Here is a 25,005-nt window from a genome sequence, read left to right as displayed (position 1 = left end):
CTCCGCGTCTCGTTCCTCGATCATAGAGTATAGATGGCTAACGCTATGATGTTCGTCATATTACCCGCTTTCGTGACGTCAACGCGGGATATTCCTATTGTTTATGTTTCCTCGCGATTTGTCATCTGTTCCCGAGACAAAGTTTTACCGGATGCGGCATGGCTGATATGCTGCCCGCTACTTTACATCCGATGAAAGGAAATATGATGGCTAACCCGACTTTTGACACTATCGAAGCGCAAGCAAGCTACGGCATTGGTTTGCAGGTAGGACAACAGCTGAGCGAATCCGGACTGGAAGGACTGTTGCCTGAAGCGCTGGTAGCGGGTATCGCTGACGCGCTGGAAGGTAAGCACCCGGCAGTGCCGGTTGATGTTGTGCATCGCGCACTGCGTGAAATCCACGAACGTGCTGATGCAGTTCGTCGCGAGCGTTTCCAGGCTATGGCGGCTGATGGCGTCAAATATCTGGAAGAAAACCGTGAGAAAGACGGTGTGAACAGCACTGAATCCGGTTTGCAGTTCCGTGTTCTGACCCAGGGTGAAGGTGCTATTCCGGCACGTACTGACCGCGTTCGCGTGCACTACACCGGTAAGCTGATCGACGGTACCGTGTTTGACAGCTCTGTCGCACGTGGCGAACCGGCTGAATTCCCGGTTAACGGCGTAATCCCAGGCTGGATTGAAGCGCTGACCCTGATGCCGGTAGGTTCCAAATGGGAACTGACTATTCCTCAGGAACTGGCTTACGGCGAGCGTGGCGCTGGCGCGTCCATTCCTCCGTTCAGCACGCTGGTGTTCGAAGTTGAGCTGCTTGAGATCCTGTAAGCAGTGACTTCTGTTCCCCCCGAGGCCGGGGGGAGCAAAAAAATAGCGTGAAAAGCTATAGTTACGTCGTTGTCGATATTTTATCTTGCAAATGCCCCATCAGCGTGTATTTTTGTGAGCTGATTCGCGCTATCAGAGTGATATGACACTCACTTTAAACATTAAATTAACATTATATCTAAATCTTAGTATTCATCCCGCCAATTCTTACCTAATATCGATGAGTCCTGATAACAGGATCGTCGTATCATAGACACACTAAAGGCCGTAGAGCCTGAACAACACAGACAGGTACAGGAAGAAAAAACATGGTAGATCAGGTAAAAGTCGACACCGCTGAAGAGGCGTCGTCTGAACAGTCGCTACGGCGCAATCTCACAAACCGTCATATTCAACTTATTGCTATTGGTGGCGCTATCGGTACTGGCCTGTTTATGGGCTCCGGTAAAACCATCAGTCTCGCCGGCCCGTCGATCATCTTTGTGTATATGATCATCGGTTTTATGCTGTTTTTCGTGATGCGCGCAATGGGTGAATTGCTGCTCTCGAATCTGGAGTACAAATCGTTTAGTGATTTTGCCTCTGACCTGCTCGGGCCATGGGCCGGGTATTTTACCGGCTGGACCTACTGGTTCTGCTGGGTTGTTACCGGGATGGCAGACGTGGTCGCGATTACCGCGTATGCGCAATTCTGGTTCCCCGAATTGTCAGACTGGGTCGCCTCGCTGGCGGTGATTGTGCTGCTGCTGAGCCTCAACCTCGCCACCGTAAAAATGTTCGGTGAGATGGAGTTCTGGTTTGCGATGATCAAAATCGTTGCCATCATCGGCCTGATTGTCGTCGGTCTGGTGATGGTGCTGACGCACTTCCAGTCGCCAACCGGCGTTCAGGCATCGTTCACGCACTTGTGGAATGACGGTGGCTGGTTCCCGAAAGGTCTGAGTGGCTTCTTTGCCGGCTTCCAGATAGCCGTGTTTGCGTTTGTGGGTATTGAGCTGGTGGGTACGACCGCAGCGGAAACCAAGGATCCGGAGAAATCTCTGCCGCGCGCCATTAACTCGATTCCAATCCGTATCATCATGTTCTACGTGTTCGCGCTGATCGTGATTATGTCCGTTACGCCGTGGAGCTCGGTAGTGCCAACCAAGAGCCCATTCGTTGAACTGTTTGTGTTGGTTGGTCTGCCTGCTGCGGCGAGCCTGATCAACTTTGTGGTGCTGACTTCAGCTGCCTCTTCTGCAAACAGCGGCGTGTTCTCTACCAGCCGTATGCTGTTCGGTCTGGCGCAGGAAGGCGTTGCGCCTAAAGCGTTTGCCAAGCTGTCTAAACGCGCAGTTCCGGCGAAGGGTTTAACCTTCTCCTGTATCTGTCTGCTGGGCGGCGTGGTGATGCTGTACGTGAACCCGAGCGTGATTGGCGCCTTCACCATGATCACCACTGTATCGGCGATTCTGTTCATGTTCGTCTGGACCATCATTCTTTGCTCGTACCTGGTGTACCGCAAGCAGCGTCCTCACCTGCATGAAAAATCAATCTACAAGATGCCGTTAGGCAAGCTGATGTGCTGGGTATGTATGGCGTTTTTCGTCTTCGTACTGGTACTGCTGACGCTGGAAGATGATACCCGTCAGGCGCTGATCGTAACGCCGTTGTGGTTCATCGCGCTGGGTCTGGGCTGGTTGTTTATCGGTAAGAAACGTATGGCAGGCGTGCGTTAATCGCTAAGACGTGAGATGTTGGCCGGATAAGGCGTTTACGCCGCATCCGGCACTATGCTGGCGGGATTGCCTGATGCGGCTTCGCCTTATCAGGCCTACGTTCGAGGTCGTTGTAGGCCCGGTAAGCGCTAGCGCCACCGGGCTTTTTTATTCACCTGCGAGGGCACGCGGGAACAACACATTGTTTTCCAGGCTGATGTGTTCCATCAGGTCGTCAATCATCTCGTTAATGCCGTTATACATGGCTTTCCAGGTAGTGCAGGCCTCTGGTGGCGGCGTTACGTTATGGGTGATGTGTTTGATCACTTCCACCAGTTCACCCGCATCGTCATGCTCGCTTTCCATCACGCTGATTGGCCCCATCGCCTGGCTACCCATGCCCTGTTTGATCATCGGGAACAGGATCTGTTCTTCTTTCATCATGTGGCTGGACAGCTCTTCATGCAGCATGGTCAGGTTTTTCGCCAGACCGCGCGGTACGTTCGGTTTGTCTGCGTGAACGCGTTCAACTTTAGTGGCCTGCAGGATCAGCTCCGGCAGCTGTTCGCGGTGTCTGTCGTGATAACGCACGATGATATGGTCGATGATTTCAGCCAGAGCCACGGTACGCCAGTCTTTCTCCAGCGGCTGTTCAGCCAGCTGCGCGAGCTGCGCCTCAATAACGTCTAAATCCAGCTCTTTACGCGCGGCAGCGCGTGCCAGCGTTTGCTTACCGCCGCAGCAGTAATCCATATCGTATTTACGAAACAGGGCCGAAGCGCGAGGAATAGAGAGCGCCAGTTCACCTAAAGGTTGATCGCGATAAGACATTGCCGTTACCTCATTCTCAATAATATAAGGTGCATTTTAAATGCAACTTATGGCGAAGGATATAACCCTTTCGGGGTGGGGTGTTTTGTGATGGGCGTCACGAAAATTTCTTATCTCGTTAAGATGCTGAATCTTATTGGAAAGGAGAAGTACGGCGAAAAAAGCCGCACGACAGGATTAAATAAGCGCACGCCGCTGCCGATAGTTAGACCTCAGACAATACCTGCATAATAAAAGGCTACAGATGTTCAAACGAATCAAAGTGATAACCTTACTTATCACCGTGTTACTCGCGCTGGGCGCAATGCAGCTCATCTCCGCGGGCGTCTTTATTGGCGCACTCAATAACGATAAGCAGAACTTTAACGTGTCTCAACTTTCCAGCCAGAACGTGGCCGAGTTTACCGATGCGTGGATTAGCCTGAACCAGGCTCGCGTCACGCTCAACCGGGGCATGCTGCGTTTACAGGGAACGATGGCCAGCGAGATTAACGGCGGTCAGTTGCAGGAGCTGGTGAACACGGCAAATCGCCTGTTGGCCGAATCGAAAGAGCATTACGATAAATACTACGCTCTGCCGGAAACGCCGGGGCTGGATGAGCATCTGGCCGATCGACTGGAAGAGCAGTACGGCATCTATTCTGCGACGCTGGCAAAAATGAACGCGCTGCTGGCTGAAGGAAAGCTGGAAGAGATGTTCAAGCAGAATGCCGAGCAAAAGCAAACGGCCATGCAGGACGTTTATCGGCAATGGCGTAGCGCGCAAACGGCGCTGGCCGCTGCTGGAGTGCAGGAAAATGAAAACGACTATCTGCGTATATTGTGGACGCTGGCCATCGTGATAGCAGTCGTTGTGGCTGTTATCGTAATTAGCTGGGTCGCTATGCAGCGTGTATTGCTCAAGCCGCTCAACGAGGTGATGGGACATATTCGCTACATTGCCGCCGGTGATTTGACGCATCGTATCAACGCCGATGGCAGTAATGAAATGGCGCTGCTGGCAAGCAACGTCCGTGACATGCAGCAGGCGCTGGCGAACACGGTCAGCGTGGTGCGTGACGGGGCCGATACCATCTATACCGGCGCGGGTGAAATTGCCGCCGGCAGTAACGATCTCTCTTCACGTACCGAACAGCAGGCCGCCTCTCTGGAAGAGACCGCAGCCAGTATGGAACAACTCACCGCAACCGTGAAGCAGAATGCGGATAACGCGCGTCAGGCGACCAGTCTGGCAAAAAATGCTTCACAGACGGCGCAAAAAGGCGGAACCGTGGTCGATGGCGTGGTGCGTACGATGGATGAAATTGCCACCAGTTCCAGCAAAATCGCGCAAATTACCAATGTTATCGACGGCATTGCCTTCCAGACTAATATTCTGGCGTTGAACGCGGCGGTGGAAGCGGCGCGTGCGGGCGAGCAGGGGCGCGGATTTGCCGTGGTCGCAGGCGAGGTTCGGACGCTGGCGCAGCGTAGCGCTCAGGCGGCGAAGGAGATCAAAGCGCTGATAGATGACTCAGGGAATCGGGTCAATGCCGGTACGGCGCTGGTGCATGAAGCGGGCGAAACGATGGCGGAAATAGTTAGCGCTGTGACCCGCGTGACTGACATCATGGGCGAAATTGCCTCAGCTTCTGATGAACAAAGTCGGGGTATCGATCAGGTAGGCCAGGCGGTTGCCGAAATGGATCGCGTCACGCAGCAAAACGCCTCGCTGGTAGAAGAATCCGCTTCCGCCGCTGCTGCGCTTGAAGAGCAGGCCGCGCGGTTGAACCAGACGGTAGCGGTGTTTAAGGTGTCGCGCCGGATGGCGGCGTAAACGCCTTATCCGGCCTACATGAGATCGTACAGTCCTTGTAGGCCGGATAAGCAGTGCCATCCGGCACATTATGATTGTGAAACCACCACGACGCTCGGTTTCTGCGGCTTGGCTCTGACGGCTATCACCACCCCAACCATCAGTAGCGCAATACCGCTAACCGTCAGCAGAGGTGGAAATTCCTGACGCAGAATAAAGGTGTACAACAAACCGGCCAGCGTTTCGAAGACAATCAGCGGGCCGAGGATCACCGTCGGTAATTTTTGGCTGGCGACGTTCCAGCACAGTGCGCCAACCCACGAACACAATACCGCAATGGCTATCATCAGACCGATAAACACGCCCGGACGCGGACCGAAGGGTAGAGCGAAGTCCGGCGTTTGCCCGTTCAGCCACAGGCAGGCGGCAATGTAACCGAGCAGAGAAACGGGCAACGTTACCAGAGCCTGGGCCGTCGCCCACATCATCGGGTGCTTATCCGGATTCTCGCGCAGCCAGCGGGCATTACGCAGCGCATACCATGCCCAACACACCACCGAGACAAGCGCCAGCGCGATGCCGGAACCATAACGCCAGCCACTAAAGTCTGGTAACCCCTGATTCAACTCCGAGATATTCACGCACAGCAGTCCTATACCAATCAATACCAGCGCAGGCGACAGGCGCCACCATGATAATTTGCCGTCACGCTGGCTGTAGAGCAGGTTAGCGAAGACCGGGATCACCACCGGCAATGTGCCGATAATCATCGTTGAAACCGGCGCGCCGGTGCGCTGAATGGCGCTTGCCAGGCAAACGTAATAAATCAGATTCCCCATCATTGTTAGCGTCAGCGCAGTTATCCAGTCTTTCCGCACAAGTTGACGCAGGCGCGCACGTCCCAGCCAGGCAATCGGCAATGCGATCAGCCCCAGCGCCAGATAACGCCCCATCGACTGCAATACCGCCGGGTATTCCGGTACGATCAGCGGTCCAACAAAAATTAATCCCCACATCAGCCCGGCCAACAGGGCATACAACACACCGCTAATCATTTTGGACATCCACATCGTTTAACAATACGTCGAGTGTAGGCAGGAAAAATGCTGCCGTATTGTATGAGATTGCTGATCAACGCCGGACGACTTGTTTCTGATAACGCACCGGCGTAATGCCGTAGCGATGGGTAAACGCGCGGGTGAGATGCGACTGGTCGGTGAGGCCGGTTGCGGCGGCGACCTCTGCGGCGGGCATACCGTAAGTGAGAAAACCTTTGGCTCGCCACAACCGGATCGCCATCAGCATCTGGTGCGGCGTGACGTGGAAATGAGACTTAAACTGGCGCTGAAAATGCCAGGGACTCAGCGATGCAACCCGCGCCAGCTCGTCGAGCGTGACCGGATGCATATAATTATCGTGCAGATACTCACGTACCCGTTCAAAGCGATGCGCCCCCTCCGTTAATATTGGCGCATGGCGGGCCAGCGGCTGGAACGTGTCGATCAGATCGAGTAGAAGGCCTTTTTGCGCCAGCGGATCTTCAGTGTTCCACAGGCCGTGGATCAGCGAGCAGATCTGGCGCGAGCGCAGCGGATCGTGACGCGTTACGTCATGAAACCACCAGTGGCGGATCCCGGTGACCTCTTCCAGAAGGTCGGGTTCAAGATAAATCATCCGATAGCGCCAGCCGTCGGCGGTTTCGGCTTCGCCGGTATGCAGCTCATCGGGATTCATGGTGACGACGGAATGGGCGGGGGCAACATACTGCGTGCCGCGATAACGAAAACGTTCGGCTCCGGCTTCTATCGCGCCAATGCCAAACGCTTCATGGGTGTGCGGCTCGAAAGCGTAACGCGAGATGTGTGCATGATACAGCTCAACGCCCGGCACCTGCGCCAGATGGCGAAAGCGGGCGCTGTCTTTCTCATCAATAAACTGCTCAGGTACACCTTGCACGTTTTCTCTCCCCACGCATCATCCTGTCATTATCAGAGAGGATGCGCGGGGATGCCACCACAATTAACTAATTTTTAACACTTACACGATGCCTTTGACGCTGTCAGACAACGAGGTGGTCGGGCGACCAATCAGTTTGCTCAGTGTATGGCTGTCGTCGAACAGACCACCTTTGGAGGCGCCAGTGTCTGAGTCAGCCAGCATGTCCGCCAGCCCGGCAGGCAGGCCTACACCTTTAAGTGCGGCGGCAAAATCTGCTTCGCTCAGGTTCTGATACACCACTTTTTTACCACTCTGTTTTGCCAGCTCGGCAGCCAACTGGCTCAGGGTCCAGCCTGCGTCGCCCGCCAGTTCATAAGTTTTACCGGCGTGACCGTCTTCACTGATGACGCGCGCGGCGGCAGCGGCATAGTCGGCGCGGGTCGCTGAGGCAATTTTGCCTTCACCTGCAGCCCCGATAAACACGCCGTGTTCCAGTGCAGCCGGTGCGCTGGCGAGATAGTTTTCGGTGTACCAGCCGTTACGCAGCAGCGCGTAGGCGATACCGGATTCAGCCAGCATCTTCTCGGTTGCCACATGCTCATCAGCCAGCCCCAGCGGGGAGGTGTCGGCGTGCAGCAGGCTGGTGTAGGCGATGAATTTCACGTGCGCGGCTTTCGCTGCGTTAATCACGTTACGATGCTGCGGGGCGCGTTGTCCCACTTCGCTGGAGGAGATTAGCAGTAGCTTGTCGATACCCTGTAAGGCAGTTGTAAAGGCGGCTTCATTGCTGTAATCCGCCTGACGAACGGTAATGCCCTGCTGGCTAAGCCCCGTCGCTTTAGCGGGATTACGCACAATTGCCACAATCTGGCTGGCAGGAACGGTTTTCAGCAGAGATTCAATAACGTGTTGGCCCAGTTGGCCGGTGGCGCCGGTAATTGCGATCATGGGGTGACTCCTTGGTATTGGTCTTGTGTTTAATCACGCTAACACCTAAACTTACTTTTAGTAAGTACGCACAAAAAGGTTAGTATGAAAATGACAGCATCGACGCTCTCCCAGCAGTTACGCGATGGCAACTTGTTTGCCGAACAGTGTCCCTCCCGTGAGGTGTTAAAACACGTCACCAGCCGCTGGGGCGTGTTGATTCTGGTGGCGCTGCGCGACGGTACGCACCGTTTCAGCGATTTGCGCCGTAAGATGGGCGGGGTCAGTGAAAAGATGCTGGCGCAATCCCTGCAAGCGTTAGAGCATGATGGGTTTATCAATCGGGTGTCGTATCCGGTGGTGCCGCCGCACGTGGAGTATAGCCTGACGCCGTTGGGTGAGCAGGTGAGCGATAAAGTCGCCGCGCTGGCGGACTGGATAGAACTGAATTTGCCGCAGGTTTTAGCGCAGCGGGACGAACGGGCTGCGTAGTTTTGTAGGCCGGATAAGACGCTATTGCGCCGCATCCGACACGAAAATTACTTACTTAAATCCATCTGATAAATAGTGAAACCGATGTCATCGGTCGCGACTTTCTTCAGCGGATACTGGCCTTTCTCTTTAATAAATGCCGCGGCTTTATCAGACGGTGATGTTTCAAAGCGAATATCCAGTGGTGTGTCGCTATGAATTGGCGCCAGACGCCAGTTGTTATCTGCCGCCGGGTGAATTTCACCGGCACGCTTCGTCTCAGCACCAATCCACGCGGCCAGCACCGAGCGGTTTTCATCCGGAGAAGCAAACGCGATGTGGCTGTCGCCGGTTCCGGCAAACTTACCGCCGTAGGCGCGGTAGTTGTTGGTCGCGACGAGGAAGGTGGCATTCGGATCGATTGGTTTGCCGTTAAAGGTCAGATTTTTAATACGTTCCGCTTTCGGGTTAATGGTCTGACATTCACCGTCGTAGCGAGCAGGTTGTGAAACATCAATCTGATAATTCACGCCGTCAATCACGTCGAAATTATAGGTACGGAAGCCATCCCAGTTAATCAACGACTGTGGTTTGCTGCTGTGGATATCAATCTGATTGAACTGCCCGGCAGAACATTCCAGCCACTCTTTCACCTCTTTACCGCTGGCTTTCACCACCACCAGAGTGTTGGGATAGAGATACAAATCAGCGGCGTTACGGAAGGTTAACTGACCTTTTTCGACTTCTACGAAGCTTGCCGGATCGTTCTTGCGTCCACCGACCTTAAACGGCGCGGCGGCGGAAAGTACCGGTAGTTTTGCCAGATCCGGATCGCCCTGAATAAAGTGTTCTACATAGGCTTTCTGCGCGTTGTTCACCACCTGTACGGTCGGGTCATCCTGTACCAGCGCCAGATAGCTGTACATGTTGTCGGCGGATTTACCGATCGGTTTGCTGACAAACTCACGCGTGGCGTCGTGATCAGCTTTCAGGATCTCAACGATTTTTTTGTCTTCTGCTGCCAGTGATTTTTTGGCTGCGGCGTCATAGATCGGACGCGCCTCGGCTTTCGCCTGAGTGACCTGCCATTTACCGCTGTCGTTATTCAGCACTAAATCCACCACGCCCAGGTGATCGCCCCACATACCCGGCATCACCGCAGGAACCCCATTCAGCGTACCTTTTGTGATATCTGCGCCTTTTATATTGGCAAAGTCTTTACCTGGGAAGACGGCGTGAGCGTGACCAAACATAATGGCATCCACGCCCGGTACTTCGCTGAGGTAATAAACGGAGTTTTCCGCCATCGTTTGATATGGGTCGGCAGAAAGCCCGGAGTGAGCAACCACCACCACGACATCGGCGCCTTTTTCCCGCATTTCCGGAACGTATTTGCGTGCAGTTTCCGTAATGTCGTCCACCGTGACTTTGCCGCTGAGGTTGGCTTTATCCCAGGTCATAATCTGCGGTGGCACAAAGCCGATATAGCCAATCTTCAGCGTCTGCTTGTTCCCTTCCTTGTCGACCACTTCAGTGTCTTTGATCAAGTAAGGCGTAAACAGCGGCTTTTTGGTCTTCACGTCGATGATATTGGCGTTAACGTAAGGGAACTTCGCTCCGGCCAGCGCGTTGTGCAGATACTCCAGACCGTAGTTGAATTCATGGTTGCCGAGGTTACCCACCGCGTAATCCAGGGTATTCAGCGCCTTATATACCGGGTGAGTTTCGCCCGCTTTCAGCCCCTTGGCCGCCATATAATCTCCGAGCGGGCTGCCCTGAATCAGATCGCCATTATCAACCAGCACGCTGTTTTTGACTTCACCACGCGCAGCGTTGATCAGACTTGCCGTACGTACCAGACCGAATTTTTCAGTCGGTGTATCTTTGTAATAATCGAAATCCATCATATTGCTATGCAAATCAGTGGTTTCCATTATACGCAGATCGACGGTCGCGGCATTGACGCTGGCTGCAATCAGCGTTGCCAGAAGCGTTGCACTAAACTTAATCATCAGGGGGCATCCTTTTAAGATCTAAGCCACAAAAGAAAATGTATATAAATCTTCTTGCTTACAGAACTGTGAATCATGACATGAATATAGCGTTTAAAACCGCAGACGCTATCACAGTTGGCGGATCCCCTGACGATCGGGTATAAGTAAAACAACGAGTTAACACCACTGACAGAAACGAGGTGGAGAATGCTAGAACATGTATGCCAGCTTGCACGGAACGCGGGCGATGCCATTATGCAGGTCTACGATGGAATCAAACCGATGGAGATTACCAGCAAGCAGGATGATTCTCCGGTCACGGCGGCAGATATCGCCGCACATACGGTGATCCTCGAAGGATTACTGGCGCTGACGCCGGATATTCCGGTTCTGTCTGAAGAGGCGCCTCCTGGCTGGGATGTTCGCCAGCATTGGCAGCGCTACTGGCTGGTGGACCCGCTGGACGGGACCAAAGAGTTCATTAAGCGTAACGGTGAATTTACCGTCAATATTGCGCTGATCGAGAAAGGAAAGCCGGTTCTGGGCGTGGTTTACGCGCCGGTAATGAAAGTGATGTACAGCGCAGCAGAAGGTAAAGCGTGGAAAGAAGAGTGCGGCGTACGCAAACAAATTCAGGTTCGTGACGCGCGTCCGCCGCTGGTGGTCATTAGCCGCTCGCATGCCGACAATGAGTTAAAAGAGTATCTGCAACAGTTGGGCGAGCACCAGACCACGTCGATTGGCTCATCGCTGAAGTTCTGCCTGGTGGCGGAAGGGCACGCACAGCTGTATCCGCGTTTTGGGCCAACCAACGTGTGGGACACCGCCGCTGGCCATGCCGTTGCCGCCGCAGCCGGAGCGCACGTTCACGACTGGCAGGGGAAACCTCTGGATTACACCCCACGTGAATCGTTCCTCAACCCCGGCTTCCGCGTCTCTATTTACTGAGTAATTTGTGCAGCAGGGCAATTACCTGCTGCACCTCTTCCTGCGTTAATGCGCCATCTTTTGCCCACTGCACGCGTCCGTCCTTGTCGAGTACGACGATAGCGGAACTCTCTTCATCCAGTTGCCAGGCTTTACGCGCAATGCCATTGCTGTCGACAATAAATTGCGACCACGGGTAGAGCTTCTTATTGCTCTCCAGACTGCTGCGCACAAACATACCGGAGCCGGGAATGGCGTCATCCGTGTTGACGATAGTGGTGGTCTGGTATTTGTCGTGCGGCAGGTTGGCGGCTTTGATTGCCTCGATCAGCGTCGCATTTTTCTCTTTGGCGGAGGTGCGTCCGGCAATGTGTTGCACAATTCGCACTTTGCCTGGCAACTGCGCGCTATTCCAGCTTTTGTAGCTAAACTTATCGTTATCGAGAATCAGTTCGCCGCGATCGGCGATCCCCACCGGCGGTACGCGCTGGTCAGTCTCAAACTTATGTGCGGAGGCAATCATCGGCAGTAGCAGGCACGACAGCGCCAGCAGATTTCGTAAGGTCATAGGTTTTCCTTCTTTCTTTTATTTTGCAGGTGATCCGACCACTTGGGTCTGGAATTTAATCATATGTGCGAATGATGCTTTTTCCCGCAAGCGCGATGCCAGTTTGCGGACGGGCGCACAAATCCTGCGAAAAATGAAGGCTTATACTGAAGACAGCGAAGCGTTGAAAAGATAATTCTGAATAATTGTAACTTGAAGGTAAATAAACTTATACACGCTGGAAACATCAACGAGATAGTCTATAGTCATAGGGCATTAAAATTTGCGCCTGAGGATTGTCGGACCGATTGTGGTACCGCAAAGGCGTAATGCTCAGCAGGAGACAACAATGAAAATTTTCCAACGATACAACCCGCTGCAGGTGGCGAAGTACGTGAAGATCCTGTTTCGTGGACGGTTATATATCAAGGATGTAGGCGCTTTTGAATTTGATAAGGGTAAGATTCTTATCCCAAAAGTGAAGGACAAACTGCATTTTTCCGTGATGTCCGAAGTTAACCGTCAGGTCTTGCGTCTGCAAACTGAGATGGCTTGATCAAAGTGCTATGCAGTAGTTAAAAAAACGGCTCCTGATGGGAGCCGTTGATGTTTCTGTAAGGCGTTAAGACGCCTTTGCCTCTTCTTTTGCATCTGGCAGTTTTGGTACCAGAACGGTAGGTTTACTGTCCAGACGCGTCACCAGCAGCTGATCGATCTTGTAGTTATCGATATCCACCACTTCAAATTTGTAACCTGAATACTTCACCGAGTCGGTGCGTTTCGGGATTTTACGCAGCATGAACATCATAAAGCCGCCGATGGTTTCATAGTTGCCGGACTGCGGGAACTCGTCGATATCCAGCACGCGCATCACGTCATCAATCGGCGTACCGCCGTCGACTAACCATGAGTTTTCATCACGTGCCACAATCTGCTCTTCCAGACCCTGACCTACCAGATCGCCCATCAGCGTCGTCATAACGTCGTTGAGGGTGATAATCCCCACCACCAGCGCGTACTCGTTCATGATGACGGCAAAGTCTTCGCCTGCGGTTTTGAAGCTTTCCAGCGCTTCAGAGAGCGTCAGCGTGTCCGGGACGATCAGCGTATTGCGGATCTGTACGCCGCTGTTCAGCGCCATGCTTTGGTTTGCCAGTACGCGGTTGAGGAGATCCTTTGAATCAACATAACCAATGATGTGGTCGATATCTTCGTTACACACCAGGAATTTGGAGTGCGGATGTTCCGCCACCTTGTTCTTCAGGCTTTGCTCATCTTCATGGAGATCGAACCAGATAATATTCTCGCGCGAGGTCATTGAAGACGGGACGGTACGGGATTCCAGTTCGAACACATTTTCAATCAGCTCATGCTCCTGCTTGCGCAGAACACCCGCCAGCGCACCCGCTTCGACCACGGCGTAAATGTCGTCCGAGGTGATGTCGTCTTTACGCACCATTGGGATCTTAAACAGACGGAAAATGTTGTTTGCCAGACCGTTAAAGAACCACACCAGCGGGCGGAAGACCAGCAGGCAGAAGCGCATCGGGTTGATGATACGCAAAGCCACAGCTTCTGGCGCAATCATACCGATGCGTTTCGGGGTTAAATCCGCGAACAGGATGAACAGGCCAGTAACCAGCGAGAACGACAGAATAAAGCTTAACTGTTCGGACAGCTCTGGAGTGAAGTACTTCGAGAAAAGGCTGTAAAACGCCGGGGAGAATGCTGCATCACCGACGATACCGCCGAGAATGGCGACCGCGTTAAGGCCAATTTGCACGACGGTAAAAAACATGCCGGGGTTTTCCTGCATCTTCAAAACACGTTGTGCGTTTACGTTGCCTTCATCGGCAAGCAGTTTAAGTTTTATTTTGCGTGATGCAGCAAGCGAGATCTCAGATATCGAGAAAAACGCACTCACGGCGATCAGGCAGAGAATGACTAAAATACTGTTTAACATATCTTATCCGACCGTTCGGGTCAGATCCTCGGAAGGGAGAAGTTGATACTCGTCGTCTTTCAAGCTGCAGGTGCGTTAGCTGCACTCATTCACCCCAGTCACATAGTTCTCTATGCTCCTGGGGATTCACGAGTTTGCCGCCTGCCTGCAACTCGAAATCCTTAGAGTATAAATCCAATGGAATATTCATTGAAAACCGGCTCGTGGAAGTGAGCCGGTAAATTCAGAAGCTAGTATAGCGTAAGGTACTGTAAAGTCGCCAGAGGGGGAAATTATCCTTGTGGCGGCAGGCAAACACCAATACCACCAATGCCACAATATCCATAAGGATTTTTGTGCAGATACTGCTGGTGATCGTCCTCGGCATAATAGAACGGGGTTGCCGTAGTGATTTCCGTGGTAATGGTGCGCTCGTCGCCTGCGGCGGTCATTGCTGCCTGAAAACGTTCAAGGCTGGCCTGTGCGGCGGCGGTTTGTTCCGGCGTTAACGGGTAAATGGCGGAGCGATACTGCGTGCCCTGGTCGTTCCCCTGACGCATGCCTTGAGCCGGGTCGTGATTTTCCCAGAACACCTGCAGCAGTTGTTCGTAGCTGATAACATGCGGGTCATAGACGATGCGTACCGCTTCGGCATGCCCGGTATCGCCAGAACACACTTCACGATAGGTTGGGTTTGGGGTGTAGCCGCCGGTGTACCCGGCTGCCGTGCTGTAGACCCCTGGCAATGACCAAAATAAACGCTCAACGCCCCAGAAGCATCCCATGGCGAAATAAGCTATCTCCATACCGTCGGGCACGTTGGTCATCGAATGTTGGTTAACCGCATGCAGCGTTGCCACTGGCATCGGGGTGTTGCGTCCAGGTAGTGCATCTGCTTGAGTAACAAGATGCTTTCTATCAAATAAACTCATGGCCGTTCTCCCGAAATCAGTCATTTGGGTTAAGGTTGTAACGAGACGCGTCTTTGCCCACAATAAACGGCGTGAATACGTCTAGAGTTAAACATAAGAAATATTTGGGTTGTCGTCTGTTTTTCAACTCTTATTGTTGATTTTTTGTTAAGCCGAGGAACGGCATAGTATTTTTTTCCAGGGGTGGGAAAAAAGGATATTCAGGAGAAAATGTGCCACATATCCGTCAGTTATGTTGGGTGGGATTACTGTGCTTAAGTGGCTCCGCCGCCGCCGCGAATGTTCGCTTACAGGTCGAAGGATTATCAGGACCGCTGGAGAAAAACGTCCGTGCGCAGCTGTCCACGATTCAAAGTGATGAAGTCACTCCAGACCGACGCTTTCGTGCGCGCGTTGATGATGCCATCCGCGAAGGGCTAAAAGCGCTGGGCTACTTTGAGCCGACCATTGATTTTGAACTGCGTCCACCGCCGGCAAAAGGCCGCCAGGTGCTGATTGCCAAAGTGACCCCCGGCGAGCCGGTGCTGATTGGTGGCACTGAGGTGATTTTGCGCGGTGGCGCGCGTACGGATAAAGATTATCTGGATCTGCTGAAAACGCGCCCGGCAATCGGCACCGTGCTGAATCAGGGGGACTATGACAACTTCAAAAAGTCACTCACCAGCGTGGCGCTGCGCAAAGGCTACTTCGACAGTGAATTTAATAAAAGCCAGCTTGGAATAGCGCTTGAGCGTCGCCAGGCGTTCTGGGATATCGATTACAACAGCGGCGAACGCTATCGCTTTGGGCATGTCACCTTTGAAGGCTCGCAAATTCGCGATGAGTATCTGCAAAATCTGGTGCCCTTTAAAGAAGGTGAAGAGTACGAGTCGAAAGATCTGGGCGAACTGAACCGTCGTCTGTCGGCGACCGGATGGTTTAATTCCGTGGTCGTCGCACCGGAGTTTGATAAAGCCCGCAAAACCAAGGTGCTACCCCTGAAAGGCGTGGTCTCACCGCGAACCGAAAACACCATCGAAACCGGGGTCGGTTATTCAACTGACGTCGGGCCACGGGTGAAGACCTCGTGGAAAAAGCCGTGGATGAACTCCTACGGTCACAGCCTGACGACCAGCGCCAGTATCTCGGCGCCAGAGCAGGTGCTTGATTTCAGCTATAAAATGCCGCTGTTAAAGAACCCGCTGGAACAGTATTACCTGGTACAGGGCGGCTTTAAGCGTACCGATTTAAACGACACCGAGCAGGATTCCACAACGCTTGCGGTTTCCCGTTACTGGGACCTCTCCAGCGGCTGGCAGCGTGCGATTAACCTGCGCTGGAGCCTCGACCACTTTACCCAGGGTAATGTCACCAACACCACTATGCTGCTCTATCCGGGCGTGATGATCAGCCGGACGCGTTCACGCGGCGGCCTGATGCCTGTCTGGGGCGATTCCCAGCGCTACTCTATTGATTACTCGAACACGGCCTGGGGTTCAGATGTTGATTTCTCCGTTTTCCAGGCGCAAAACGTCTGGATCCGCACGCTGTACGACAAGCATCGCTTTGTGATGCGCGGTAATCTCGGCTGGATTGAAACCGGAGACTTCGACAAAGTGCCGCCGGACCTGCGTTTCTTTGCCGGGGGCGATCGCAGTATTCGCGGCTACAAATACAAATCTATTTCGCCGGAAGGCAGCGACGGCAAGCTGAAAGGGGCCTCCAAGCTGGCAACTGGCTCGCTGGAATACCAGTACAACGTGACCGGTAAATGGTGGGGAGCGATGTTTGTCGATAGCGGCGAAGCGGTCAGCGATATTCGCCGAAGCGATTTCAAAACCGGTGCCGGGGTCGGCGTACGCTGGCAATCGCCGGTTGGACCTATCAAGCTCGACTTTGCCGTCCCGGTCGGCGACAAAGATGAACATGGTTTACAGTTTTACATCGGTCTGGGGCCTGAATTATGAGTTTATGGAAGAAGATAAGCCTCGGCGTGCTGGTTTTTATCCTGCTGTTGTTAGGTACGGTGGCGTTCCTCGTCGGTACCACCTCGGGCCTGCATCTGATCTTCAAAGCCGCTAATCGTTGGGTTCCGGGTCTGGAAATTGGTCAGGTCACCGGCGGCTGGCGGGATCTATCACTGAAAAATATTCGCTACGACCAGCCTGGCGTGGCGGTGAATGCTGGTGAAGTGCATTTGGCCGTGGGGCTTAACTGTCTGTGGGACAGCAGCCTGTGCGTCAACGATCTGGCGCTGAAAAACATCAACGTGGCGATCGACAGCAAAAAGATGCCACCATCCGCGCCGGTTGAGGAAGAAGAGAGCGGTCCGCTTAATCTTTCCACGCCTTACCCCATCACGCTTTCGCGCGTGGCGCTGAACAACATCAATATCAAAATCGATGACACCACGGTTTCAGTGCTGGATTTTACTTCCGGCCTGAACTGGCAGGAAAAAACGCTGACGCTGAAGCCAACGTCATTACAGGGGCTGCTGATTGCTCTGCCTAAAGTGGCGGAAGTGGCACAGGAAGAGGTTGTCGAACCGAAGATTCAAAACCCGCAGCCGGATGAAAAGCCGCTCGGGGAAACGCTAAAAGATCTGTTCTCAAAGCCGGTACTGCCGGAAATGACCGATGTCCATCTGCCGCTCAATCTCAATATTGAAGAGTTTCGCGGCGAGCAGCTGCGCGTGACCGGGGATACGGATTTAACAGTACATAGTATGCTGCTGAAAGTGAGCAGCATAGACGGCAACATGAAGCTCGACGCGCTGGATATCGACTCGAATCAGGGAACGGTAAAAGCCAGCGGCACGGCGCAACTGACCGACACGTGGCCGGTTGATATTACGTTAAACAGCACGCTAAACATCGACCCGTTAAAAGGCGAAAAGGTGAAGCTGAAGGTCGGCGGTGCGCTGCGCGAACAGCTGGAAGTCGGCGTCAATCTGTCTGGTCCGGTGGATATGGACCTGCGTGCGCAGACGCGCCTGGCAGAAGCCGGATTGCCGCTCAACATTGAGGTGGTAAGTAAGCAGGTTTACTGGCCGTTTACCGGTGAGAAACAGTTCCAGGCCGATGACATCAAGCTCAAACTGACCGGCAAGATGACCGACTATACGCTGTCGATGCGTACCGCCGTGAAAGGTCAGGATATTCCTCCGGCTACCATCACGCTGGATGCCAAAGGCAACGAACAGCAGATCAATCTCGACAAACTCAGCGTTGCGGCGCTGGAAGGGAAAACCGAGCTGAAAGCGCTGGTGGACTGGCAGCAGGCGATCAGCTGGCGCGGGGAGCTAACGCTGGATGGTATCAATACCGCGAAAGCGATCCCGGACTGGCCGTCAAAACTGAATGGCCTGGTGAAAACGCGCGGTAGTCTGTACGGCGGAAGCTGGCAGATGGAGGTTCCGGAGCTGAAGCTGACCGGCAACGTGAAGCAGAACAAGGTCAATGTGAACGGTTCGCTGAAGGGGAACAGCTACCTGCAGTGGACGATTCCGGGCCTGCATCTGGAACTGGGACGTAACAGTGCGGACGTAAAAGGCGAACTGGGGGTTAAAGACCTCAACCTCGACGCGACGATTGATGCCCCAAGCCTGGATAACGCGCTGCCGGGGCTGGGCGGTACGGCGAAAGGGCTGGTAAAAGTTCGTGGTACGGTTGAAGCACCACAACTGCTGGCGGATATTACCGCCCGTGGTCTGCGCTGGCAGGAACTTTCCGTTGCTCAGGTGCGCGTCGAAGGCGATGTGAAATCGGCAGAGCAAATCGCCGGTAATCTCAACGTTCGCGTAGAGCGAATTGTACAACCTGACGTGAATATTGGTCTGGTGACGCTCAACGCCAAAGGCAGTGAAAAGCAGCATGAGCTGCAGTTACGCATTCAGGGTGAGCCGGTTTCCGGGCAACTGGATCTTGCCGGGAGCTTTGATCGCAAAGAACAGCGCTGGAAAGGGGAGTTAAGCAATACCCGCTTCCAGACGCCGGTCGGTCCGTGGTCGCTCAACCGGGCTATCGCGCTGGATTATCGTAATCAGGAACAGAAAATTAGTATCGGGCCGCACTGCTGGAACAACCCGAATGCGGAGCTGTGCGTACCACAAACCATTGATGCCGGTGCAGAAGGTCGCGCGGTGGTGAATCTTAACCGCTTCGACCTGGCGATGCTAAAACCGTTTATGCCGGAGACAACCCAGGCCAGCGGTGTGTTCACTGGCAAAGCTGATGTGAGCTGGGATACCACCAAAGAGGGGCTGCCACAGGGGCAGGTCACCCTGAGCGGACGTAACGTGAAGGTCACGCAAAGCGTGAATGATGCCCCGCTCCCCGTGGCGTTTGAAACGCTGAATCTGACCGCCGACCTGCACAATAACCGTGCCGAATTGGGCTGGCTGATTCGTCTGACCAACAACGGGCAGTTTGACGGACAGGTGCAGGTAACGGACCCGCAAGGGCGTCGTAATCTGGGCGGTAACGTCAATATTCGCAACTTCAATCTGGCGATGGTGAACCCCATCTTCTCGCGCGGTGAAAAAGCGGCAGGGATGATCAACGCCAACCTGCGGCTGGGCGGCGATGTGCAAAGCCCGCAGCTGCTCGGACAGCTGCAACTGAGTGGTCTGGATATTGACGGTAACTTCATGCCGTTTGACATGCAGCCAAGCCAGTTAGCCGTTAACTTCAACGGAACACGCTCAACGCTGGCGGGCGTGGTACGTACGCAGCAGGGAGAAATTAACCTGAGCGGCGATGCCGACTGGAGTCAGATAGACAACTGGCGGGCGCGCGTTGCGGCTAAAGGCAGCAGGGTGCGTATTACCGTACCGCCGATGGTCCGCCTCGACGTATCGCCGGACGTGGTCTTTGAAGCCACGCCGAGCCTGTTTACTCTCGATGGCAACGTGGATGTGCCGTGGGCGCGTATCGTGGTACATGACCTGCCGGAAAGTGCGGTTGGGGTTTCCAGCGATATGGTTATGCTTAACAACAACCTGCAGCCCGAGAAACCGCAGACCGCCGGCATTCCGATCAACAGCAACCTGAACATCCACGTCGGTAACAACGTGCGTCTTGACGCCTTTGGTCTGAAAGCGCGTCTGACGGGCGATCTGAAAGTGGTGCAGGATAAGCAAGGTCTGGGGCTTAACGGGCAAATTAATATCCCGAGCGGTCGCTTCCACGCCTATGGTCAGGATCTGATTGTGCGTAAGGGCGAGCTGTTGTTCTCCGGTCCGCCGGATCAGCCGTTGCTCAACATCGAAGCGATTCGTAACCCAGATGCCACCGAAGACGACGTGATCGCTGGCGTTCGCGTCACCGGTACCGCCGATGAACCGAAGGCGGAGATCTTCTCCGACCCGGCAATGTCGCAGCAAATGGCGCTTTCCTACCTGCTACGTGGACAAGGGCTGGATAGCGAACAGAGCGATAGCGCAGCGATGACTTCAATGCTTATTGGTCTGGGGGTTGCACAAAGTGGTCAGGTTGTGGGTAAAATCGGGGAGACATTTGGCGTAAGCAATCTGGCACTGGACACGCAAGGGGTGGGCGACTCATCTCAGGTGGTTGTCAGCGGATACGTACTGCCAGGTCTGCAGGTGAAATATGGTGTGGGTATATTTGACTCCTTAGCGACACTCACGCTACGTTATCGTCTGATGCCTAAGCTATATCTGGAAGCAGTGTCTGGCGTAGATCAGGCACTTGATTTGCTCTATCAGTTCGAGTTTTAGCAATGCGAATATTTGTCTACGGCAGTTTACGAACCAAACAAGGCAACAGCCACTGGATGACCAATGCCCTGTTGCTGGGAAATTTCAGTATCGATAACTACCAGTTGTACAGCCTGGGCCACTATCCAGGCGCGGTTCCGGGAAATGGAACAGTACACGGGGAAGTTTATCGTATTGATAACGCCACGCTGGCAGAGCTTGACGCTCTGCGTACCCGCGGCGGTGAATACGCACGCCAGTTAATTCAAACGCCGTACGGAAGTGCATGGATGTACGTGTACCAACGTCCGGTTGATGGCTTAACGCTGATTGAAAGCGGTAACTGGTTAGACAGAGACCAGTACTGATATATCGTCTACCAGAATAAACAACGCCGCCTTCGGGTGGCGTTGTTTATTAAAGGCTTAAAACTCCACGCGCGCGCCGAGGTTATAGCGGCGTCCTTCCACCTGCGCGGATTCATTCCATGCAGTCGTCAGTTTCGGATCTTCATCCAGCACGTTGTAGATCCCTGCCATCAGCTGCGTGTGCTTATTGAGCTTATAACGTACGCCTACATCGACCATCGTGTAGTCATCGTACTTATAGTTATTGCCGCTGTTGCGGTTACTGCTGCGGTAATTCACCGTACTCCATACGTCCAGACTCTGCGTTGCCGCCCAGTTCAGCGACAGGTTCGCCATATGGCGCGGATAATCGTTGAGCGCGTAGCCTTTGTTTACGCCGCTTTTCTGTTCGCTATGGTTCCAGGTGTAGTTAGCGTTGGCTTTTACATCGGCGCTAATCTGCCAGTCGGCATTCAGTTCTATGCCGTACACGTCCGCCTTGCTGACGTTGAAGTATTTACTGACGGAGTCCGCCTTGTAGCCATTCACGGAGCACTGATTCGTCGATGTAGTTTCGCAAATGGTTTGTTCAGCAATTTTGTCTTTGAACTGCGTATAGAAGACTGTGCTATCCAGTGACAGCGCATTCCCCGTCCAGTAGAGGCCCAGCTCAGAGTTAACGCTTTGTTCTGGTTTCAGATCGTCGTTACCGACGGTCAGGAAGGGATAAGGTACGGTCGAGCCGTATGGGGTGACAAAGTCGCTGGATGTCGCACGCAGCTCAGGTTTTTTATAACCTGCGGAAACGCCGCCCTTCAGCGCCCAGTCATTGCTGAAGGCCCAGTTACCGTACATTTTCGGCGTAATATGTGTGCCAAAGTTATCATCCTGGTCCATACGCGCTGATGTGGTCAGGATGAAGTCGTCAATGCTCCAGCCGTCTTCAGCAAACAATGCCCAACCGTTACGGCTGATTTTTGTCACTGGCTCAGATCCGGGCAGCGTTTTGTTGGCCACATCAAAGCGGTCATTCAACTCTTCGCGGGTGAAATTCGCCCCAACGGTCAGTTTATGGTTGTCGAGCGTGAAGGTGGTTTGCGAATTAGCGACGTAGTTCTCCATCTGTACATACTGCGGCGACTGGCCGTCATAAACGTACTTCGAACGGCCTTTTTCATAATTTATGTAGTTGGTCGTTGCAATGGTGTCGTCGGCATACCAGCCGGTATGCGTTAAGGTGGCGGCGTTACGATCGAACAGCCATGACCACGGCGCGCCGCGCTTCTGGGTACGGTTTTTCTCCTGCTCACCGATGACCACATTGAGGTCGAACAGGTTATTTTCGCTAGCGGCCAGGCCCAGCGTCATATCAACGGATTTACGGTTGTGTTTGCCGAAATAGTTATTGCGATCGTCATCGCGACGGTCGAGCCAGTCGGCCGCTACGCTAAGGCCGAGAACATCGGGCACAATCGGCCCCATGGTAAACAGATTCATCTGGCTGGTATTACCCAAATACTGGTGTTCCTGAAGCCAGGTATTGGCGGCAATTGCCGTCGTCCACTCTTTTGCGCCATACGGTTTTTTGGTAATCACGTTGACCACACCGCCGATGGCATCTGAGCCGTACAGCGAGGACATGGGCCCGCGGATAACTTCGATACGCTCAATGGCCTCCATCGGCGGTAAGAAGTTGGCTTCAGTACCGATGTCATGTCCGTAAGGGCGAGATTCACCGGTATTTTGTTTGACGCTGTTGACCATAAACGCGGTATAGGACGGGTCCATGCCGCGAATCATAATGCTGCCAGCGTTCATACCGCTGCTGTTGGTGACCGAGACGCCAGGAAGGTTTTTAATCGCTTCACCAATGCTACGGTCCGGCTGAATATCCAGCGTTTTACGATCGATAACGGAAATGGTGGCCGGCGCTTCGCGCTTTTGCTGCGAGAACCCGGATGCGGTGATCACCATTTCATCTTCGCTATTGCGTGAGGTTTCGGTGAGTTCTTCTGCCTGAGTGGGGAAAATAACACCGCCTGAGAATGCAACGATCCCTGTCAGCGTAATAAGTTGACGCGTTTTCATAATATAGACACCTGAAAAGTAAAAAATAAAAGCATCACCTTGCAGCCCAGAAAAGCTGCAAGGTGTCAGAAGCGTTATTAATTATTAATATTTGGAGAGGTCGATTTTCAGCATGTAATCGGGCTTCACACCTGCCGTTTTTTCCGGCTGTTTGACGCTGACATACAGAGTGTTGGCATCAGACGAGAGCGCCAGGCTATTAGGTAACGCATTGGTTTCAATGCTTTGTTTTACCTGATAAGTCTTGCTGTCCACAATGCTGATACGCTTTGCATTACGGTGGGTGATATACACTTCCTGGCGCTTTTCGTTATATATCACTGCCAGCGAGTTGATAACCTTAATGGGCGCAATAACCTTACCGGTATTAATATCAACAACCAGTACATCCGCTAAATCAGGATCGGTCAGGAATGCGCGATTATTTTTTGCATCCAAAGCAATATTCAGGAAAAAATGTTTTTTGCCTGGCTCAATACTAAAGCGGTTAATAATTTGATGGTTAGTGGTATCCAGCGTAATAAGTTCGTTGCGGCCATTTACGACATACAGGCGGTTCTTATTGGCATCTACGGCCATGCCGGTCGGATACTGGCCCATGTTTTCAAGGGTGGCGATTTTCTCGCGCTTTTGCGTATCCACCACCCAGACAATGCCCTTTTCAGCTACGCCGGAAACGTACAGGCGGTGATGCTGTTTATCGAGCACCATTTCGCGGGTATGGACAATTTCTTTCGGGTTTTTGGCTTCGCTCAGTTGCAGTATCGCCAGCTCTTTACCGCTGCGGGTATCAATGAGCGTGACCGAACCCTCCAGCGTGTTGCCGACATAGAGCACCTGGTTTTCTGCATCCAGGGCAGTGGCAAAGGCACGACGGCTGGTTTCGATAACTTCAGTCGTGGTGAGCTTCTCCAGATCGAGTTTATAGATAAGCCCGCTGGTTTTATCTTTATCAAACGACGGCGACGAGGCAGCAAAAAGCGCATTCTGCTGGCTATCAACCGCCAGTTCATACACGCCGTTGCCAACGTCGCGGGTCAGAAAATCTTGCTCAGGTAGCGTCTGCGCCACGCTGGACAGGCTGGTAAATAACAGTGCTGTGGCGAGAGCCACGCAGGAATAGCGTTTCAGGGACTTCACATTGTGGAGGTTCATTGACTTTTATTCACATTTATTTACATGCTGAGAATGATAATGAGATCTAATCTCATTCGCAATTAAGATAAATGAAATGTGACTACCCAATCTGGTAGGTCAAAAAGAAAACAGCGAAGGGGAGGGGGAAAAGAAAGTAGAAATTAAAAAACCCTTACTAACCAGGGGCTGGCGTTCAGGGCTTTACGCTAACGCGAACTTACTTCTTCGCGCGCTCGAAGGAAGCAACGATTTCAGCTTTAGCAGCTTCAGCGTTGTCCCAACCGTCAACTTTCACCCATTTGCCCGCTTCGAGATCTTTGTAGTGTTCGAAGAAGTGGGTGATCTGCGCTTTCAGCAGTTCCGGCAGGTCGGTCACATCTTTGATGTGATCGTATTCTTTGCTCAGCTTGGTGTGCGGTACCGCAACCAGTTTCGCATCTTCACCGGATTCGTCGGTCATTTTCAGTACGCCAACCGGACGGCAGCGGATCACTGAACCTGGCTCCAGCGGGTACGGAGTCGGGACCAGAACGTCTACCGGGTCACCATCCAGAGACAGGGTGTGGTTGATGTAACCGTAGTTGCACGGATAGAACATCGCGGTGGACATGAAGCGGTCAACGAACAGGGCGCCGCTCTCTTTGTCAACTTCGTATTTGATCGGATCTGCGTTCGCAGGGATCTCGATAACAACGTAGATATCTTCCGGCAGGTCTTTACCGGCAGGGACGTTGAGTAAGCTCATGTCTGTTTCCTTTAAATAAGCTATGGCAAACAAGTGGCGGGTATTATAGCCAACTCGCGCGGAATGTCTCCGCTTGTTTTCGCTTTCTCTGCGTGCATTTTCTTCTTTTTACCTCTCTCTCGTGACAGAAAAATCCATATCTTCAGCCGCATTTTTCATAGT

20 protein-coding genes are annotated in these 25,005 nt (G+C 53.1%); 9 read left to right on the top strand and 11 right to left on the bottom strand.

Going from position 1 to position 25,005, the window contains the following annotated elements:
• Window positions 1-206 precede the first annotated feature (206 nt).
• A complete protein-coding gene (gene bamJ / locus BZK40_RS08355) occupies window positions 207-827 on the top strand; it encodes a BamJ family beta-barrel-assembly machinery protein (protein WP_032934269.1) in 621 nt (206 codons plus the stop codon).
• 308 nt (window positions 828-1,135) lie between these two features.
• Window positions 1,136-2,545 (top strand): D-serine/D-alanine/glycine transporter, encoded by a 1,410-nt coding sequence (gene cycA / locus BZK40_RS08350; RefSeq protein ID WP_008786019.1) that lies wholly within the window; start codon window positions 1,136-1,138, stop codon window positions 2,543-2,545.
• A gap of 147 nt (window positions 2,546-2,692) precedes the next feature.
• Here cycA and ytfE read toward each other — a convergent pair whose 3' ends face one another.
• Complete coding sequence (gene ytfE, locus BZK40_RS08345; protein ID WP_003025690.1) at window positions 2,693-3,355, bottom strand: iron-sulfur cluster repair protein YtfE; 663 nt, start codon at window positions 3,353-3,355, stop codon at window positions 2,693-2,695.
• A gap of 244 nt (window positions 3,356-3,599) precedes the next feature.
• Between ytfE and BZK40_RS08340 the strand changes: the two genes are divergently transcribed.
• Window positions 3,600-5,171, top strand: a complete 1,572-nt coding sequence (locus BZK40_RS08340; RefSeq protein WP_079934471.1) for a methyl-accepting chemotaxis protein — start codon at window positions 3,600-3,602, stop codon at window positions 5,169-5,171.
• 68 nt (window positions 5,172-5,239) lie between these two features.
• Here BZK40_RS08340 and BZK40_RS08335 read toward each other — a convergent pair whose 3' ends face one another.
• The 3 genes from BZK40_RS08335 to BZK40_RS08325 form a co-directional block, all read right to left on the bottom strand.
• Complete coding sequence (locus BZK40_RS08335; RefSeq protein ID WP_079934470.1) at window positions 5,240-6,205, bottom strand: DMT family transporter; 966 nt, start codon at window positions 6,203-6,205, stop codon at window positions 5,240-5,242.
• Between the two features lie 76 nt (window positions 6,206-6,281).
• A complete protein-coding gene (locus BZK40_RS08330; protein WP_079934500.1) occupies window positions 6,282-7,106 on the bottom strand; it encodes an AraC family transcriptional regulator in 825 nt (274 codons plus the stop codon).
• An 81-nt stretch (window positions 7,107-7,187) separates the two neighbouring features.
• Entirely contained in the window at window positions 7,188-8,036 is an 849-nt protein-coding gene (locus BZK40_RS08325) for an SDR family oxidoreductase (protein ID WP_079934469.1), read from the bottom strand.
• 90 nt (window positions 8,037-8,126) lie between these two features.
• On the opposite strand from BZK40_RS08325, the gene BZK40_RS08320 reads away from it, so the two are divergent.
• Window positions 8,127-8,507 carry a winged helix-turn-helix transcriptional regulator gene (locus BZK40_RS08320; protein ID WP_032934267.1) on the top strand — a complete coding sequence of 127 codons (381 nt, stop codon included), beginning with the start codon at window positions 8,127-8,129 and terminating at the stop codon, window positions 8,505-8,507.
• 47 nt (window positions 8,508-8,554) lie between these two features.
• Here the strand turns inward: BZK40_RS08320 and cpdB are convergent, their stop codons facing one another.
• A complete protein-coding gene (cpdB, locus tag BZK40_RS08315; protein ID WP_079934468.1) occupies window positions 8,555-10,498 on the bottom strand; it encodes a 2',3'-cyclic-nucleotide 2'-phosphodiesterase in 1,944 nt (647 codons plus the stop codon).
• A gap of 189 nt (window positions 10,499-10,687) precedes the next feature.
• Between cpdB and cysQ the strand changes: the two genes are divergently transcribed.
• Entirely contained in the window at window positions 10,688-11,428 is a 741-nt protein-coding gene (gene cysQ / locus BZK40_RS08310) for a 3'(2'),5'-bisphosphate nucleotidase CysQ (protein WP_008786026.1), read from the top strand.
• Here the strand turns inward: cysQ and BZK40_RS08305 are convergent.
• A complete protein-coding gene (locus tag BZK40_RS08305) occupies window positions 11,418-11,975 on the bottom strand; it encodes a YtfJ family protein (protein WP_008786027.1) in 558 nt (185 codons plus the stop codon). The two genes, cysQ and BZK40_RS08305, sit on opposite strands and share 11 nt — an antisense overlap.
• 328 nt (window positions 11,976-12,303) lie before the next feature.
• Here BZK40_RS08305 and BZK40_RS08295 point away from each other — a divergent pair, with 328 nt between their 5' ends.
• Window positions 12,304-12,510: a DUF1107 domain-containing protein gene (locus BZK40_RS08295; RefSeq protein ID WP_003025710.1), complete on the top strand. Its 207-nt coding sequence runs from the start codon at window positions 12,304-12,306 to the stop codon at window positions 12,508-12,510.
• A 66-nt stretch (window positions 12,511-12,576) separates the two neighbouring features.
• On the opposite strand, the gene paeA is transcribed toward BZK40_RS08295, so the two are convergent.
• Both paeA and msrA read right to left on the bottom strand, forming a co-directional pair.
• A complete protein-coding gene (gene paeA, locus BZK40_RS08290) occupies window positions 12,577-13,917 on the bottom strand; it encodes a polyamine export protein PaeA (protein WP_003830418.1) in 1,341 nt (446 codons plus the stop codon).
• A gap of 272 nt (window positions 13,918-14,189) precedes the next feature.
• Window positions 14,190-14,828, bottom strand: a complete 639-nt coding sequence (msrA, locus tag BZK40_RS08285) for a peptide-methionine (S)-S-oxide reductase MsrA (RefSeq protein ID WP_003830412.1) — start codon at window positions 14,826-14,828, stop codon at window positions 14,190-14,192.
• Window positions 14,829-15,040: 212 nt separating this feature from the next.
• On the opposite strand from msrA, the gene tamA reads away from it, so the two are divergent.
• From tamA to BZK40_RS08270, 3 genes are read left to right on the top strand one after another with little or no spacing between them, the layout of a single operon-like run.
• Window positions 15,041-16,774, top strand: coding sequence for an autotransporter assembly complex protein TamA (gene tamA / locus BZK40_RS08280; RefSeq protein ID WP_079934467.1), 1,734 nt, complete (start codon window positions 15,041-15,043; stop codon window positions 16,772-16,774).
• Window positions 16,771-20,547 carry an autotransporter assembly complex protein TamB gene (gene tamB / locus BZK40_RS08275; protein WP_079934466.1) on the top strand — a complete coding sequence of 1,259 codons (3,777 nt, stop codon included), beginning with the start codon at window positions 16,771-16,773 and terminating at the stop codon, window positions 20,545-20,547. Before tamA ends, tamB begins: the two co-directional genes overlap by 4 nt.
• A gap of 2 nt (window positions 20,548-20,549) precedes the next feature.
• The gene (locus BZK40_RS08270) at window positions 20,550-20,894 is read left to right on the top strand and encodes a gamma-glutamylcyclotransferase family protein (protein ID WP_003025723.1); all 345 of its coding nucleotides are present in this window, start codon (window positions 20,550-20,552) and stop codon (window positions 20,892-20,894) included.
• 57 nt (window positions 20,895-20,951) lie between these two features.
• On the opposite strand, the gene BZK40_RS08265 is transcribed toward BZK40_RS08270, so the two are convergent.
• The 3 genes from BZK40_RS08265 to ppa form a co-directional block, all read right to left on the bottom strand.
• Window positions 20,952-22,961 (bottom strand): TonB-dependent receptor domain-containing protein, encoded by a 2,010-nt coding sequence (locus BZK40_RS08265; RefSeq protein WP_079934465.1) that lies wholly within the window; start codon window positions 22,959-22,961, stop codon window positions 20,952-20,954.
• Between the two features lie 84 nt (window positions 22,962-23,045).
• Complete coding sequence (gene yncE, locus BZK40_RS08260) at window positions 23,046-24,116, bottom strand: 7-bladed beta-propeller protein YncE (protein WP_057066562.1); 1,071 nt, start codon at window positions 24,114-24,116, stop codon at window positions 23,046-23,048.
• Window positions 24,117-24,315: 199 nt separating this feature from the next.
• The gene (gene ppa / locus BZK40_RS08255; protein ID WP_003025726.1) at window positions 24,316-24,843 is read right to left on the bottom strand and encodes an inorganic diphosphatase; all 528 of its coding nucleotides are present in this window, start codon (window positions 24,841-24,843) and stop codon (window positions 24,316-24,318) included.
• Between the last annotated feature and the right edge of the window lie 162 nt (window positions 24,844-25,005).

Source organism: Citrobacter portucalensis (assembly GCF_002042885.1).
GTDB lineage: Bacteria > Pseudomonadota > Gammaproteobacteria > Enterobacterales > Enterobacteriaceae > Citrobacter > Citrobacter portucalensis.
The sequence above is the reverse complement of the archived record's forward strand: the minus strand, read 5'-3'. Positions and strand labels throughout refer to the sequence as shown.

Coding starts and splice junctions, on each gene's coding strand:
- cycA (WP_008786019.1), top strand. CDS start 1,136: ATGGTAGATCAGGTAAAAGTCGACACCGCTGAAGAGGCGTCGTCTGAA.
- tamB (WP_079934466.1), top strand. CDS start 16,771: ATGAGTTTATGGAAGAAGATAAGCCTCGGCGTGCTGGTTTTTATCCTG.
- BZK40_RS08305 (WP_008786027.1), bottom strand. CDS start 11,975: ATGACCTTACGAAATCTGCTGGCGCTGTCGTGCCTGCTACTGCCGATG.
- paeA (WP_003830418.1), bottom strand. CDS start 13,917: ATGTTAAACAGTATTTTAGTCATTCTCTGCCTGATCGCCGTGAGTGCG.
- BZK40_RS08270 (WP_003025723.1), top strand. CDS start 20,550: ATGCGAATATTTGTCTACGGCAGTTTACGAACCAAACAAGGCAACAGC.
- cysQ (WP_008786026.1), top strand. CDS start 10,688: ATGCTAGAACATGTATGCCAGCTTGCACGGAACGCGGGCGATGCCATT.
- cpdB (WP_079934468.1), bottom strand. CDS start 10,498: ATGATTAAGTTTAGTGCAACGCTTCTGGCAACGCTGATTGCAGCCAGC.
- bamJ (WP_032934269.1), top strand. CDS start 207: ATGGCTAACCCGACTTTTGACACTATCGAAGCGCAAGCAAGCTACGGC.
- yncE (WP_057066562.1), bottom strand. CDS start 24,116: ATGAACCTCCACAATGTGAAGTCCCTGAAACGCTATTCCTGCGTGGCT.
- ppa (WP_003025726.1), bottom strand. CDS start 24,843: ATGAGCTTACTCAACGTCCCTGCCGGTAAAGACCTGCCGGAAGATATC.
- BZK40_RS08335 (WP_079934470.1), bottom strand. CDS start 6,205: ATGATTAGCGGTGTGTTGTATGCCCTGTTGGCCGGGCTGATGTGGGGA.
- BZK40_RS08340 (WP_079934471.1), top strand. CDS start 3,600: ATGTTCAAACGAATCAAAGTGATAACCTTACTTATCACCGTGTTACTC.
- BZK40_RS08325 (WP_079934469.1), bottom strand. CDS start 8,036: ATGATCGCAATTACCGGCGCCACCGGCCAACTGGGCCAACACGTTATT.
- msrA (WP_003830412.1), bottom strand. CDS start 14,828: ATGAGTTTATTTGATAGAAAGCATCTTGTTACTCAAGCAGATGCACTA.
- ytfE (WP_003025690.1), bottom strand. CDS start 3,355: ATGTCTTATCGCGATCAACCTTTAGGTGAACTGGCGCTCTCTATTCCT.
- BZK40_RS08265 (WP_079934465.1), bottom strand. CDS start 22,961: ATGAAAACGCGTCAACTTATTACGCTGACAGGGATCGTTGCATTCTCA.
- BZK40_RS08320 (WP_032934267.1), top strand. CDS start 8,127: ATGACAGCATCGACGCTCTCCCAGCAGTTACGCGATGGCAACTTGTTT.
- BZK40_RS08295 (WP_003025710.1), top strand. CDS start 12,304: ATGAAAATTTTCCAACGATACAACCCGCTGCAGGTGGCGAAGTACGTG.